Raw genomic sequence first — 13,849 nt, 5'->3', positions numbered from 1 at the left:
AAGGGGCTTTTTGGCCCCTTTTTTTTAACCTGACTTTTTGACTGAATACGGAGAAATCAAATGGCTGCAATCACCGCAAGCATGGTCGCTGAACTGCGCGCAAAAACCGACGCGCCCATGATGGAATGCAAAAAAGCTTTGACCGAAGCCGAAGGCGACCTGGCCAAAGCCGAAGAGTTGTTGCGCGTCAAGCTGGGCACCAAGGCTGGCAAGGCCGCTTCGCGCGTGACCGCAGAAGGCGTGGTGACCAGCTTTGTGAACGGCACCACGGGGGCCATGATCGAAGTCAACTGCGAAACCGATTTCGTCACCAAGAACGACAGCTTCTTGGCACTGGCCAATGCTGCGGCCAAGCTGGTGGCTGAGCACAACCCCGCTGACGTCGCGGCTTTGGGCGCGCTGCCTTACACGCAAGACAGTTTCGGTCCCAGCTTGGAAGATGTGCGTCGGGGCTTGATTGGCAAGATCGGTGAGAACATGAGTTTTCGCCGTTTCAAACGCGTTGCCGGTGGCGTCAAGATCGCCCACTATTTGCACGGCACCCGCATTGGTGTGTTGGTCGAGTTCGAAGGCAATGAAACCGCCGCCAAAGACGTTGCCATGCACGTTGCGGCCATGAAGCCGGTGTCCTTGACCAGCGCCGAAGTGCCAGCCGATTTGATCGAAAAAGAACGCTCAGTGGCTGCGGCCAAGGCGGCCGAGTCGGGCAAACCTGCCGACATCGTCACCAAGATGGTCGAAGGTTCGGTGCAAAAGTACCTCAAAGAGGTGTCTTTGTTCAACCAAACTTTTGTCAAAAACGACAAGCAAACCGTGGAGCAAATGCTCAAGGCTGCCGGCACCACTGTCAGCGCTTTCACCATGTACGTGGTGGGAGAGGGCATCGAGAAAAAAGTCGATGACTTTGCCGCTGAGGTGGCAGCCCAAGTGGCCGCAGCCCAAGGCGCTGCCTGAGTTCATGGCTTTGTTGAGTTGCCGTTTCACTGTCCCCATATCCCACTTAGGAGCTTGTCATGTCCACAGCCAAACCAGCCTATAAGCGCATTTTGCTCAAGCTGTCCGGCGAGGCCTTGATGGGGGACGATGCTTTTGGCATCAACCGTGCCACCATTGTGCGCATGGCCGAGGAGATCGCCGAGATCACGCGGCTGGGCGTGCAGGTGGCCGTGGTCATTGGTGGTGGCAACATTTTCAGAGGGGTGGCCGGCGGCGCCGTGGGCATGGACCGGGCCACCGCCGATTACATGGGCATGCTGGCCACGGTCATGAACTCCTTGGCCTTGGCCGATGCCTTGGACAAGGCCGGTTTGACTGCGCGCGTGATGTCGGCCATTGGCATCGACCAAGTGGTGGAGCCCTATGTACGCCCCAAGGCCTTGCAGTATTTGGAAGAGGCCAAGGTGGTGGTGTTCGCGGCCGGCACAGGCAATCCGTTTTTCACCACCGACACCGCGGCGGCTTTGCGCGGGGCAGAGATCGGTGCTGAAATTGTGCTCAAAGCCACCAAGGTGGATGGGGTCTACTCTGCCGATCCCAAAAAAGACCCCACAGCCACGCGTTACTCTGAAATCAGTTTCGACGAGGCGATTTCGCGCAACTTAGGCATCATGGATGCCACTGCGTTCGCTTTGTGCCGAGACCAAAAATTACCCATCAAAGTGTTTTCGATCATCAAGAACGGTGCCTTGAAGCGCGTGGTTCTGGGTGAAGACGAAGGCACCCTGGTTTATGCTTGAGAACGTTCTGACGAGGAGAGCCCCATGACCATTGCCGACATCAAAAAAACCAGTGAAACCAAAATGGAGCAATCCATCGCGGCTTTCAAAAACAACCTGACCCGCATCCGCACGGGCCGCGCCAACCCAGCCTTGCTCGACACCATCCATGTGGACTACTACGGCTCTTTGGTGCCTTTGTCGCAAGTGGCCAATGTGTCCTTGATGGATTCGCGCACGATCAGTGTGCAGCCTTGGGAAAAGAGCATGGCTGCCAAAATCGAAAAAGCCATCCGGGAAAGCGAGTTGGGTCTGAACCCCGCGTCATTGGGTGAGTTGATCCGTGTGCCCATGCCCGCCATGAGCGAGGAGCGCCGCAAAGAGATGACCAAGCTGGCCCGCACCGAAGGTGAAAACGCCAAGATCGCGATTCGCAATGTGCGCCGGGATGCCAATGAATCGGTGAAAAAACTGGTCAAAGACAAAGAGGCCTCTGAAGACGACCAAAAGCGTGCCGAGGCCGACATTCAAAAACTGACCGATAAGCGCATGTCTGAGATCGAGCAGTTGGTGACCGCCAAAGAACAAGAGATCATGGCGGTCTGAAGCAAATCATGCTGCCGTGCTGTCTTGCGGCTTGAACGGCCGCCCCTGGCGGCCTTTTTTCTGGAGATTTTTTGCTCAAACAACGTGTCATCACCGCGCTGCTTTTGCTGAGCTTGCTGCTGCTTGCCCTGTTGGCAACCACGCCTTGGCCATTCATGGTTCTGACGGTGGTTTTGATTGGGGCCGGGGCTTGGGAGTGGGGGCGACTCAATGGATTGAACCCGCTGCAAGCTTGGTTGGGCGGCGGCTTGTGCGTGGCGGCGTGTGCGCTGGCCTATCAGCTCGGTTGGGTGCAATCGACCCCGCCCCAGTTGTGGTTGGTGGCTGGGGCCATGTGGGTTTTGCTCGGTGCTTGGATGATCCAGCGCGGTGTGAGCGGTTGGGCTTTGTGGCCGCGTCAAGTGCGCTGGGTGGCTGGCTTGTTGCTGCTGGCGCTGGCTTGGCTGGCTTTGGCGCAAGGCCACCAAAGGGGCGTGAATTTCCTGTTGTCGGTGTTGGTTTTGGTCTGGGCCGCCGATGTGTTCGCCTATTTTGTGGGCCGGGCTTTGGGCGGCCGTTGCTTTGCGGTGAAGCTGGCACCCGCCATCAGCCCCGGCAAAAGCTGGGAAGGCGTGCTGGGGGGCATCTTGGGTGTCTTTTTGGTGTCATGGGCGTGGACTGCCTTTGACAGCCATCAGCCGGGCGCAAGTGACAGTTTTTACACCCTGCTATGGGCCAAGAGTGCTTGGGTCGCCGTGCCCGCTTTGTTGTTCATGTCGGCCATGAGTGTGGTGGGTGATTTGGTCGAGTCGCTGGTCAAACGCAGCGCTGGCATGAAAGACAGCTCGGGTTTGCTGCCCGGCCATGGTGGGGTGCTCGACCGGGTCGACGCTTTGTTGCCCACCTTGCCCTTGGCCATGATGCTGGTGACCTGGACTTGATGGGGAGACGTTTGGCATGAACAAACAACAGTGCATCACGATTTTGGGTTCGACCGGCTCTATCGGCATGAGTACTTTGGATGTGCTGGGGCGTCACCCTGGGCAATACCGCATCCATGCCTTGACGGCCTCCAGCCAGGTGGATTTGATGCTCGCCCAATGCGCTCAGTTTCTGCCAGAGGTGGCGGTGATGGCGCAAGAGCCAGCGGGCAAGCTGTTGGCCCAACGGGTGCGGGCAGAAGGTTTGCCCGTGCAGGTTCGATGGGGCGCGGCGGCTTTGGACGAAGTGGCCTGCGCCCCGGCCGTGGATGCGGTGATGGCGGCCATTGTCGGCGCGGCAGGTCTGTCGCCGTGCATGGCGGCGGCGCGAGCGGGCAAGCGATTGATGCTGGCCAACAAAGAGGCTTTGGTGGTGGGCGGTGAAGTCTTCATGCGCGCTGTACGCGAGGGCGGGGCCTTGCTGCTGCCGATCGACAGCGAGCATTCGGCCATTTTTCAGTCCTTGCCGGAAGACCCCTCAAGTTGGCAGCGGCGTGTGCAAAAAATCATTTTGACTGCATCGGGCGGCCCATTTCGCACCCGAGATCCGCGCACGCTCAAAGACGTGACGCCCGAGCAGGCCTGCGCCCATCCCAATTGGGTCATGGGGCGAAAAATATCGGTGGATTCGGCCACCATGATGAACAAGGCCCTTGAGGTGATCGAGGCGCGCTATTTGTTTGGCCTGTCAGCGCAGCAGTTGGAGGTGGTGATTCACCCGCAAAGCGTGATCCATTCGATGGTGCAGTTTCGCGATCATTCGGTGGTGGCGCAATTGGGAACGCCCGACATGCGCGTGCCGATTGCCTACGGCCTGAGTTGGCCCGAGCGCATCACCTCGGGTGCGGCAGCTTTGGACTTTCACGCCTTGTCGGCCATGACCTTTGAGGCCATGGACACGCCCGAGCATCTGCAGCGTTTTCCGGGTTTGCGCCTGGCTTGGGACACGCTCAAGGGTCCGCCGGGCAGTTGCGCGGTTTTGAACGCGGCCAATGAAATGGCCGTGGCAGCATTTTTGGAACAACGCATTCGTTTTGACCAGATCCACAGCGTGAACCAACAGACCTTGGACAGCCTGGTCTGTGCGCCGCCGAATGGACTGGACGATTTGCTCGATTTGGACAGCTTGAGCCGCCAGAAAGCCAAGGAAATCATCGTGGGTTTGCGTTGACTTCCTGTTCCTTTGACCCCTCGCAACACAGGCCTCATAACGCAGCGCATGACGGCCCAGCAGGCCTCGTCCTGATGTATTATCTTTCGATGTTTACGCGCCGCTTGGCCGGGGTAAGACCAAGACAGGATTGGTTTTTTCTGTCGGCTGTCGATGAGGCTGAGCCCCATTGGGGCATTTTGAAAAGTCTGATTTCCAAGCCTGGAAATGACTTTGGTTTTTGAGCACTTGCACCATGATTTTTTCCGATCTCCGCCGTACCGCCCTTCCTTGCGCCCTGAAGGCCTTGGCCGTTGCCATGCTCAGTTTGCCTGCTTGGGCGATTGACCCCTTCACTGTGCGCGACATTCGGGTCGAGGGCTTGCAGCGGGTTGAACCCGGTACGGTCTTCGCGTCCTTGCCGCTCAGGGTGGGTGACAGCTACTCAGATGAGCAAGGGGCAGCAGCCATTCGGGCCTTGTTCGCACTGGGTTTGTTCCAAGACGTGCGGCTCGAAATCCAAGGTGAGGTTTTGGTGGTGGTGGTGCAAGAGCGCCCTTTTGTGGCCGATGTGGAGTTTGTCGGCTTGAAAGAGTTTGACAAAACCGTCATTTTGCGTGCCTTGAAAGATGTGGGCTTGGCCGAGGGTCGTCCTTACGACAAAGCCCTGGCCGACAAAGCTGAACAAGAACTCAAGCGCCAATACATCAGCCGCAGCCTTTATGGCGCGCAGGTTGTGACCACGGCCACCCCAATCGACCGCAACCGTGTCAACCTGACCTTCACGATCACAGAAGGTGGCCCCGCCAAGATCGAACAAATCAACATCGTTGGCAACCAGGTTTTCAGTGAAGCCACTTTGCGCGACCAGTTCAATCTGGACACCGGTGGCTGGATGAGTTGGTACACCAAATCCAACCGCTATGCGCGCACCAAGCTGAACGCCGACCTCGAGTCCTTGCGTTCGTTTTACCTGTCGCGCGGGTTCTTAGAGTTTCGCATTGACTCCACGCAAGTGGCCATGTCGCCCAACAAACAGGACATGGCGATCACCATCAACATCACCGAGGGTGAGCGCTTTGTGATCTCGGGCGTGCGGCTAGAGGGCAATTACCTCGGGCGCGAGGATGAATTCAAGTCCTTGGTCAAAATCGCCGTTGGCAAGCCCTACAACGCCGAGACTGTGGCCGAAACCAGCAAGGCTTTTACCGACTATTTTGGTAAGTTTGGTTTTGCCTTTGCGCGTGTTCAAGCCAAGCCTGAAATTGACCGCCAAAACAACCGGGTGGAATTTGTCTTGGAGGCCGAGCCGTCTCGCCGGGCTTATGTGCGCCGCATTCAGGTGGCTGGCAACGACCGCACACGTGACGAAGTCATTCGCCGCGAATTTCGCCAGTTCGAATCCGCTTGGTACGACGGCGACAAGATCCGTTTGTCACGCGACAGGGTGGACCGCTTGGGCTATTTCACCAACGTGAACGTCGAAACCATCGAAGTGCCTGGCGCGCCTGATCAAGTGGATTTGCTCTTCACCGTGGCCGAAAAACCAACCGGCAGCATTTCTTTGGGTGCTGGCTTCTCATCGGCAGAAAAAGTCGCTTTGAGCTTTGGCATTCGCCAAGAAAATGCCTTTGGTACAGGCAATTTCTTGGCGGTCGAAGTCAACACCAGCAAGTTCAACCGCAATTTTGTGGTGAGCACCACCGACCCTTATTTCACTCAAAACGGCATATCCAGAACCTTCGATGTGTTTCACCGCACCACCCGACCCTATCTGGGGGACCTTGACGCCTACAGCCTGATCAATACGGGCGCTGGTTTGCGTTTTGGTGTGCCGGTGACAGAAAACGACACGGTGTTTTTTGGGCTCAATGCCGAGCAGACAGAAATTCGCGAGGGCAATGGTTTGCCAGACGCTTACCGCCAGTATGCTGATAAATTTGGCACAACCAGCACGGCCCTGCCGCTGACAGTGGGTTGGGCTCGTGACGGCCGCGACAGTGCTTTGGTGCCTACCGAGGGCAGCTTGCAGCGCTTCAACGCCGATGTGAGCGTGGCGGGCGACGTGCGCTACGTGCGCACCAGCTACCAGTTCCAGCAATACATTCCCATCAGTAAAAAATACACCTTTGCCTTCAATACCGATTTGGGTTGGGGACAAGGCTTGAGGGGGCAGGAATACCCCTTGTTTAAAAACTTCTATGTCGGCGGCTTGGGCAGTGTGCGCGGCTTTGAACAGTCCACCTTGGGCCCCAGCCAGACCACCACAACTGCGAATTCGGCCCCCATTTATTTAGGTGGCCCTAAAAAGCTGGTGCTCAACGCCGAGCTGTTGATGCCTTTTCCTGGCGCGGGCAACGACCGCACTTTGCGCTTGTTTGGGTTCACCGACATTGGGCGTGCGTATGCTGAGGACGAAAGTGTCTCTGCCGACGAGTTGCGCGCCTCTGTGGGCATTGGCTTGAGCTGGATATCGCCTTTGGGGCCCTTGCGCTTTTCTTATGCCCTGCCGGTTCGCCAGCAGACCAACGATAAAATCCAACGACTTCAATTCCAAATTGGAACCTCATTCTGATGAAAACCTTGCGTCAAAAATTATCCTTGGCCTTGCTGCTTGCGGCCAGCTCGTTGACCTGCTTGGCTCAGGCGCAAGAATTCAAGATGGGCTTTGTCAACACCGAGCGCATCTTCCGTGAAGCCGACACGGCCAAGCAAGCGCAGGTCAAACTCGAGCAAGAGTTTGCTCGGCGCGAAAAAGAGCTGGTCGAAGCAGGCAATACCCTCAAGCAGGCCTCAGAAAAATTTGAGCGCGAAGCCCCTACTTTGGCCGAGTCGCAGCGCACCGCCCGTCAAAAACAATTGATCGACCAAGACCGTGAGTTCCAGCGCAAACGCCGTGAGTTCCAAGAGGACTTGAATGCACGCAAAAACGAGGAGCAACAAATCGTGGTCGAGCGTGCTAACCGGGCCGTCAAGCAGGTCGCTGAGTCTGAAAAATACGACGTGATCTTTCAAGAAGCCGTGTACGTCAATCCCAAGCATGACATCACCGCCAAAGTCATCAAGGCGCTCAACGCCTCTGTGGCGAAATAAGCACGGCTTTTCGGTCTGTCTTTGTGTCTTTGACGCTTGGCACTTTGGTTGATCGCTTGGGTGGGCGTTTGCACGGCGACCCTGACTGGGTGGTCGGTGGCCTGGCCTCTTTGCAGTCGGCCGGGCCGCAGCAAATCAGTTTTCTCAGTCACCCCAAATACCAAAGCCAATTGGCCACCAGCCAAGCTGGGTGTGTGGTGGTTTCGCCGGCTTTTGAGGCGGCGGCCAGCATTGGCCGCTCGGCCATTGTGACCGATGACCCTTATTTGTATTTCGCCCGTTTGACGCGCTTGTGGAAGCAGCGCGAGCCTGTGCCTGCCGGTCCTCGCATCCACCCCAGCGCCGTCATTTCGCCCGAAGCTTGGGTGGCCGAGGATGCCATCATCGGCCCCTTGTGCGTGCTCGAGCGTGGTGCCAAAGTGGGGGCGGGCAGCGTGCTCAAATCGCGCGTCACCTTGTCCGAGGCTTGCACTGTGGGCGAGCGCTGCATTTTGCATTCGGGTGTGGTGGTCGGTGCCGATGGTTTTGGTTTTGCCTTGCACCAAGGACAATGGGAAAAAATCGAACAACTGGGCGCGGTGCGCATTGGCGACGATGTGGAAATTGGTGCCAACACCTGCATTGACCGAGGTGCCTTGGACGACACGGTGATCGAAAATGGTGTCAAGCTCGACAACCTGGTCCAGATCGGCCACAACGTGCACATCGGTGCGCACACGGCCATGGCGGGCTGCGCTGGCGTGGCGGGCAGCGCTCGCATCGGGGCGCACTGTACCGTTGGCGGCGGCGCGGTGGTACTGGGCCATTTGACTTTGGCAGATCATGTGCACATTTCGGCCGCATCGGTGGTCACGCGATCGGTTTTGCAGCCCGGCCATTACACGGGCATGTTCCCATTGGACAGCAATGCCCAGTGGGAAAAAAACGCGGCCAGTCTCAAACAATTGTCACGCTTGCGTGAGCGCATCAAGGCCTTAGAGAGCGGGCATGACAACAACAAGGACACCTCACCATGATGGACATTTATCAAATTCTCAAACAGTTGCCGCACCGCTACCCGATATTGTTGGTGGACCGGGTGTTGGAACTCGAAAAGGGCGTGCGCATCAAGGCGCTGAAAAACGTGTCCATCAACGAGCCCCATTTTCAAGGCCATTTTCCCCACCGGCCAGTGATGCCGGGGGTGCTGATGCTCGAAGCTTTGGCCCAAGCCGCAGCTTTGCTGGCTTTTGACACCTTGGGTGAAACACCCGATGACCAAACGGTGTACTACTTCGCGGGCATCGACGCTGCGCGGTTCAAGCGGCCTGTGGAGCCGGGTGACCAGTTGATTTTGGAAGTTGAACTCGATCGCATGAAGTCTGGCGTTTTCAAGTTCAAAGCAAGGGCTAAAGTGGGTGATGAGATAGCGGCCGAGGCCGAGTTGATGTGCACCATGCGGAAAATCCCACAGGCTTGAGCGGCATGAGCCAGATCCACCCAACGGCCATCATCAGCGCGGGCGCCGAACTGGACAGTTCGGTTTCGGTGGGGCCTTACACCGTGATTGGCCCCCATGTGCGCATCGGTGCAGGCACGGCAGTGGCCAGTCATTGTGTGATCGAGGGTCACACCACGATTGGCTGCGACAACCGGATTTTCCAGTTCAACTCCTTGGGCGCTGTACCGCAGGACAAAAAATACAACAACGAACCCTGTGAATTGATGATCGGGGACCGCAACACCATCCGTGAGTTTTGTACTTTCAACATTGGCTCGCCCGGCGACCGCGCACTGACATCACTGGGCCACGACAACTGGATCATGGCCTATGTGCATTTGGCGCATGACTGCCAGGTGGGCAACCACACCATCTTTGCCAACAACACCCAGTTGGCCGGCCATGTGGTGGTGGATGACTGGGTGATTTTGGGCGGTTTCACGGTGGTGCACCAGTTTTGCCGCATTGGTGCGCACAGCTTCACCGCCATGAACACCTTGCTGTTTGCCGATTTGCCGCCCTTTGTCATGGCCCAGGGCCAACCAGCGCAGGCGCGTTCCATGAACTTTGAAGGCTTGCGCCGCCGAGGTTTTTCAGCCGAACGCATCAGCAGCGTCAAGGCCATGCACAAAGCGCTCTACCGCGATGGCTGCTCACTGCAAGAAGCCATGGCCCGCATTGCTGCTTTGGCCCAGGCCAAGCCCGAGTCCCAAGCGGATGTGGAGATGATGTTGCGCTTTTTGCAGGCAGCGTCGCCCCAGCGCGGTATCGTGCGTTGACAGCGTCCGCCCATTTGCCCATGTCTGCATCCCCCGCGGGGGCTTTGTCCTTTGCCATGGTGGCTGGCGAGGTTTCTGGCGACATGCTGGCCGCTTTGTTGCTGCAAGGCTTGCAGGCGCGATGGCCTCAGGCGCAGGCTTTTGGCATTGGCGGGCCACGCATGCAAGCCCAAGGCTTTGAGGCTTGGTGGTCGCATGAGCTGTTGGCTGTGCGCGGGTATGTCGAGGTGCTGCGCCACTACCGGGGCATCGTCGCGGTGCGCAATCAGTTGCGTCAACGCTTGCTCGCTCAAAAGCCCGATGTTTTCATCGGTGTGGATGCGCCAGACTTCAACCTGGATTTGGAGACCCAGCTCAAGGCAGCGGGCATTCCCACCGTGCATTTTGTTTGTCCCTCGGTTTGGGCTTGGCGTGCCGAACGGCTCGATAAAATCCGGCGCAGCGTGGACCACATGCTGTGCATTTTTCCTTTTGAGCCCGCGCTTTTGGCCAAAGCGGGCGTGCAGGCCACGTATGTGGGCCACCCTCTGGCGCAAACCATTCCCATGGCCCCCAACCGATGGGCGGCCCGGCAGACTTTGGGCCTGGATGCGCAGCGGCCTGTGGTGGCCCTTTTGCCCGGCAGTCGACGCTCTGAAATTGAGCATTTGACCCCCCGATTTTTGCAAGCCGCACAGCACATGCAGCGCCAGCAGCCGGGCCTTCAATTTGTCCTGCCCGCCATCCCGAGTTTGTTGCCCCGCATCCAAGCATGGGTCGCGGCGCAAGGCGGTGTGCCGGGTTTGAAACTGGTGGCCGGACAGTCTCACGCGGCATTGGCTGCCTGTGATGTGTGTTTAATCGCCAGTGGCACGGCCACGCTGGAGGCGGCATTGTTCAAGCGGCCCATGGTCATTGCTTACCAGATGAATTGGCTCAGCTGGCAGATCATGAAACGTCAACAGTTGCAGCCGTGGGTCGGCTTGCCCAACATTTTGTGCGGCGAATTCATCGTGCCCGAATTTCTGCAGGAACGCTGTACGCCCGAGGCCTTGGCGCAAGCTTGTTTGGCTTGGTTGTCCGCGCCAGACCGGGTGGACGCTTTGCAAATCCGATTCCAACAATTGCACCTGACGTTGCAGCGCGAAACTGCAAAGCTGTCCACCGATGTCCTCGAAAAAGTCCTTGCGCGCTGACCAAGCCGCCTTGTGGTTTGAAAGCACCGGCCTCATGGCCGGTGTGGACGAAGCCGGACGGGGGCCTCTGGCTGGCCCGGTGGTGGCTGCCGCTGTGATTTTGGATGATTTGAACCCCATCCGAGGATTGAACGATTCGAAAAAGCTCACAGCCAAGCGGCGCGAGCTTCTTTTTGATGAAATTCGGGCGCGTGCATTGTGTTTTGCCATCGCCGAAGCCAGTGTGCAAGAGATTGACCAGATCAACATTTTGCAGGCCACGATGCTGGCCATGAAGCGTGCCGTTCAGGCCTTGCGCTTGCCGCCCAAACTGGTGCTGGTGGACGGCAACCGCATCCCCACATTGGCCATGCGGGCCGAGGCCATTGTGAAAGGTGATGCCTTGGTGCCCGCCATATCGGCCGCTTCGATTTTGGCCAAAGTGCACCGTGACCATTTGTGCCATGCGATGCACCAGCGCTACCCGGCCTACGGCTTTGACCAGCACAAAGGCTACGGCACGGCCCAGCACATGGCGGCCTTGCAAGCGCACGGTCCGACGGACTGCCACAGAATGACATTTGCCCCGGTGGCCAGGAGTGTGCGGTGCAGTTGATCACGTCCAAAGACAACCCCCATGTGAAGGCTTGGCGGCGTTTGGCACAAGATGGCACGGCCTACCGCAAGGCCGGGCAGTTTTGGTTGGAGGGTGATCATCTTTGCCGCGCCGCTTTGGCGCGCGGCCTGCGGCCCATGCAAATGGTCTTGACCGAGTCTTTCCAAGCGCACAAGGGGGAGCAGTGGGCGGATGTGTCGGCGCAGACCTTTGTTGTGCCCGATGCTTTGTTTGCCAGCTTGAGCGGCTTGGAGTCGCCTGCTCGCATGGGTTTTGTGTTGGCCTGGAACCCTGAAACGCAGCTCTTGCCCCAAGTGCCCACCGTGGTGTTGGACCGCTTGCAAGACGCGGGCAATGTGGGTGCCATCTTGCGCTGCGCCTCGGCCTTTGGTTACCGGCAAGTCATGGCGCTCAAAGGGACAGCGGCTTTGTGGTCACCCAAGGTGCTCAGGGCCGGCATGGGGGCGCATTTTGGCTTGAAACTGGTGGAGTCGGTCAGCGAGCTTCAGGTGGCCGCTTTACGGGTCCCCCTTTTGGCCACCAGTTCGCACGCAGGCCCTTTTTTGCACGAATGCTTGAGACGCGGTGAGGTGCCATCGGTGTGCGCTTGGGTGTTTGGGCACGAAGGGCAGGGCGTGAGCGAATCCCTGATGGCCATAGCCCAGCAAACCGTGCGCATTGCCCAGCCCGGAGGGGAAGAGTCATTGAATGTGGCCACCGCTGCCGCCATCTGTTTGCACGCCAGCGCGACCGCCAAACCCTGACCGGCCATGGGCGCTGGGCCGCTTTTGGCGCAGGCTTTTTATCAGGGTTTTTATGGAGTCCTCAGCTATAATAGTGGGCTTTCCCGCATCAACCCGTACGCCACAGTCCAGCCTAGGCCCCATCCTCGAACAAGCAGCCCAAAAGAGATCGCATCTCTGGTGAGCGCTGAGGCGTACCCGAACTATTCCGGAGAACCCAGTGCTCTTGTCTCTTCAGGGAACTTTCCCGCCCGCCATTTTGGCGCTTGCAGACGGCACGGTCTTTATCGGCAACTCGATCGGAGCCACTGGCTCCACAGTCGGCGAAGTGGTGTTCAACACCGCGCTCACCGGCTACCAAGAAATCCTCACCGACCCCAGCTACTGCCAGCAGATCGTCACCTTGACGTACCCGCACATTGGCAACTATGGCGTCAACCTGGAAGACATCGAATCTGACAAAGTCCATGCCGCTGGCTTGATCATCAAAGACCTGCCTTTGATCGCCAGCAACTTCCGATCCAGCCAAAGCTTGTCGGCCTATTTGATCGATGCGGGCACTGTGGCGATGGCCAACATCGACACGCGCCAACTGACCCGCATCTTGCGCACCCAAGGGGCCCAAAACGGGGCCATTGTGGGCTTGGCCCAAGGTCAGCAAGTCACGCCAACCCTGATCGACCAAGCGGTGGCGACTGCGCAAGCTGCGCCCAGCATGTCTGGTCTCGATTTGGCACAAAAAGTGTCTGTGTCCCAGTCTTACGATTGGCTTGAGACCGAGTGGGTTTTAGGCCAAGGCTACGGCAGCTTGGCGCAGCCCAAGTTCCATGTGCTGGCCTACGACTTTGGCGTCAAGAAAAACATCTTGCGCATGCTGGCCCAGCGCGGCTGCAAAGTCACGGTGGTGCCAGCCAAGACCCCAGCTGCTGAAGTGCTCAAGCACCAGCCCGATGGCGTCTTTTTGTCCAACGGCCCCGGTGATCCTGAGCCCTGTGGCTACGCCATTGCGGCGGCGACCGAATTGATCGAGACCGGCATCCCGACCTTTGGCATTTGCTTGGGCCACCAAATCATGGCCCTGGCCAGTGGCGCCAAGACCTTCAAAATGAAGTTCGGTCACCACGGTGCCAACCACCCGGTGAAAGACCTTGACACCGGACGCGTCTCCATCACCAGCCAAAACCACGGTTTTGCGGTGGACGAAAAGTCCTTGCCCCCCAACTTGCGCGCCACCCACGTGTCTTTGTTTGACGGCACCTTGCAAGGCTTGGCCCGCACCGACAAGCCCGCGTTTTGCTTCCAGGGCCACCCTGAAGCATCGCCCGGCCCGCACGACATTGCTTACCTCTTTGACCGCTTCATCCACTTGATGGAGACCCACAATGCCTAAGCGTACCGACCTGAAAAGCATCCTCATCATCGGCGCAGGCCCGATCATCATTGGTCAAGCCTGCGAGTTCGACTACTCGGGCGTGCAGGCTTGCAAGGCCTTGCGTGAAGAGGGCTACAAAGTCATCCTGATCAACAGCAACCCGGCCACGATCATGACCGATC

14 protein-coding genes are annotated in these 13,849 nt (G+C 58.1%); all 14 read left to right on the top strand.

The window, feature by feature from the left end:
* Positions 1-60: 60 nt before the first annotated feature.
* The 14 genes from tsf (at position 61) to carA (ending at position 13,685) form a co-directional block, all read left to right on the top strand.
* Complete coding sequence (gene tsf, locus ACIQ39_RS00450) at positions 61-954, top strand: translation elongation factor Ts (protein ID WP_396432638.1); 894 nt, start codon at positions 61-63, stop codon at positions 952-954.
* Positions 955-1,013: 59 nt separating this feature from the next.
* Positions 1,014-1,736: a UMP kinase gene (gene pyrH / locus ACIQ39_RS00445; RefSeq protein ID WP_396432637.1), complete on the top strand. Its 723-nt coding sequence runs from the start codon at positions 1,014-1,016 to the stop codon at positions 1,734-1,736.
* A 24-nt stretch (positions 1,737-1,760) separates the two neighbouring features.
* Entirely contained in the window at positions 1,761-2,321 is a 561-nt protein-coding gene (frr, locus tag ACIQ39_RS00440; RefSeq protein WP_396432636.1) for a ribosome recycling factor, read from the top strand.
* Positions 2,322-2,392: 71 nt separating this feature from the next.
* Entirely contained in the window at positions 2,393-3,241 is an 849-nt protein-coding gene (locus ACIQ39_RS00435) for a phosphatidate cytidylyltransferase (protein ID WP_396432635.1), read from the top strand.
* A 16-nt stretch (positions 3,242-3,257) separates the two neighbouring features.
* A complete protein-coding gene (locus tag ACIQ39_RS00430) occupies positions 3,258-4,451 on the top strand; it encodes a 1-deoxy-D-xylulose-5-phosphate reductoisomerase (protein ID WP_396432634.1) in 1,194 nt (397 codons plus the stop codon).
* A 235-nt stretch (positions 4,452-4,686) separates the two neighbouring features.
* Complete coding sequence (bamA, locus tag ACIQ39_RS00425; RefSeq protein ID WP_396432633.1) at positions 4,687-7,005, top strand: outer membrane protein assembly factor BamA; 2,319 nt, start codon at positions 4,687-4,689, stop codon at positions 7,003-7,005.
* Positions 7,005-7,523, top strand: a complete 519-nt coding sequence (locus ACIQ39_RS00420) for an OmpH family outer membrane protein (RefSeq protein WP_396432632.1) — start codon at positions 7,005-7,007, stop codon at positions 7,521-7,523. The genes bamA and ACIQ39_RS00420 overlap by 1 nt, the downstream gene beginning before the upstream one ends.
* 23 nt (positions 7,524-7,546) lie before the next feature.
* Positions 7,547-8,539 (top strand): UDP-3-O-(3-hydroxymyristoyl)glucosamine N-acyltransferase, encoded by a 993-nt coding sequence (gene lpxD / locus ACIQ39_RS00415; RefSeq protein WP_396432631.1) that lies wholly within the window; start codon positions 7,547-7,549, stop codon positions 8,537-8,539.
* Positions 8,536-8,982, top strand: coding sequence for a 3-hydroxyacyl-ACP dehydratase FabZ (gene fabZ, locus ACIQ39_RS00410; protein WP_396432630.1), 447 nt, complete (start codon positions 8,536-8,538; stop codon positions 8,980-8,982). Before lpxD ends, fabZ begins: the two co-directional genes overlap by 4 nt.
* 5 nt (positions 8,983-8,987) lie before the next feature.
* Positions 8,988-9,782, top strand: a complete 795-nt coding sequence (gene lpxA / locus ACIQ39_RS00405; RefSeq protein WP_396432629.1) for an acyl-ACP--UDP-N-acetylglucosamine O-acyltransferase — start codon at positions 8,988-8,990, stop codon at positions 9,780-9,782.
* Positions 9,783-9,802: 20 nt separating this feature from the next.
* A complete protein-coding gene (gene lpxB / locus ACIQ39_RS00400; protein WP_396432628.1) occupies positions 9,803-10,957 on the top strand; it encodes a lipid-A-disaccharide synthase in 1,155 nt (384 codons plus the stop codon).
* Positions 10,929-11,552 carry a ribonuclease HII gene (rnhB, locus tag ACIQ39_RS00395; RefSeq protein ID WP_396432627.1) on the top strand — a complete coding sequence of 208 codons (624 nt, stop codon included), beginning with the start codon at positions 10,929-10,931 and terminating at the stop codon, positions 11,550-11,552. Before lpxB ends, rnhB begins: the two co-directional genes overlap by 29 nt.
* Positions 11,543-12,316 carry a TrmH family RNA methyltransferase gene (locus ACIQ39_RS00390; protein ID WP_396432626.1) on the top strand — a complete coding sequence of 258 codons (774 nt, stop codon included), beginning with the start codon at positions 11,543-11,545 and terminating at the stop codon, positions 12,314-12,316. Before rnhB ends, ACIQ39_RS00390 begins: the two co-directional genes overlap by 10 nt.
* 199 nt (positions 12,317-12,515) lie before the next feature.
* Entirely contained in the window at positions 12,516-13,685 is a 1,170-nt protein-coding gene (gene carA / locus ACIQ39_RS00385; protein WP_396432625.1) for a glutamine-hydrolyzing carbamoyl-phosphate synthase small subunit, read from the top strand.
* Positions 13,686-13,849 lie beyond the last annotated feature (164 nt).

The sequence above is a fragment of the Limnohabitans sp. genome (assembly GCF_044361645.1).
Classification (GTDB): domain Bacteria; phylum Pseudomonadota; class Gammaproteobacteria; order Burkholderiales; family Burkholderiaceae_C; genus Limnohabitans_A.
The sequence above is the reverse complement of the archived record's forward strand: the minus strand, read 5'-3'. Positions and strand labels throughout refer to the sequence as shown.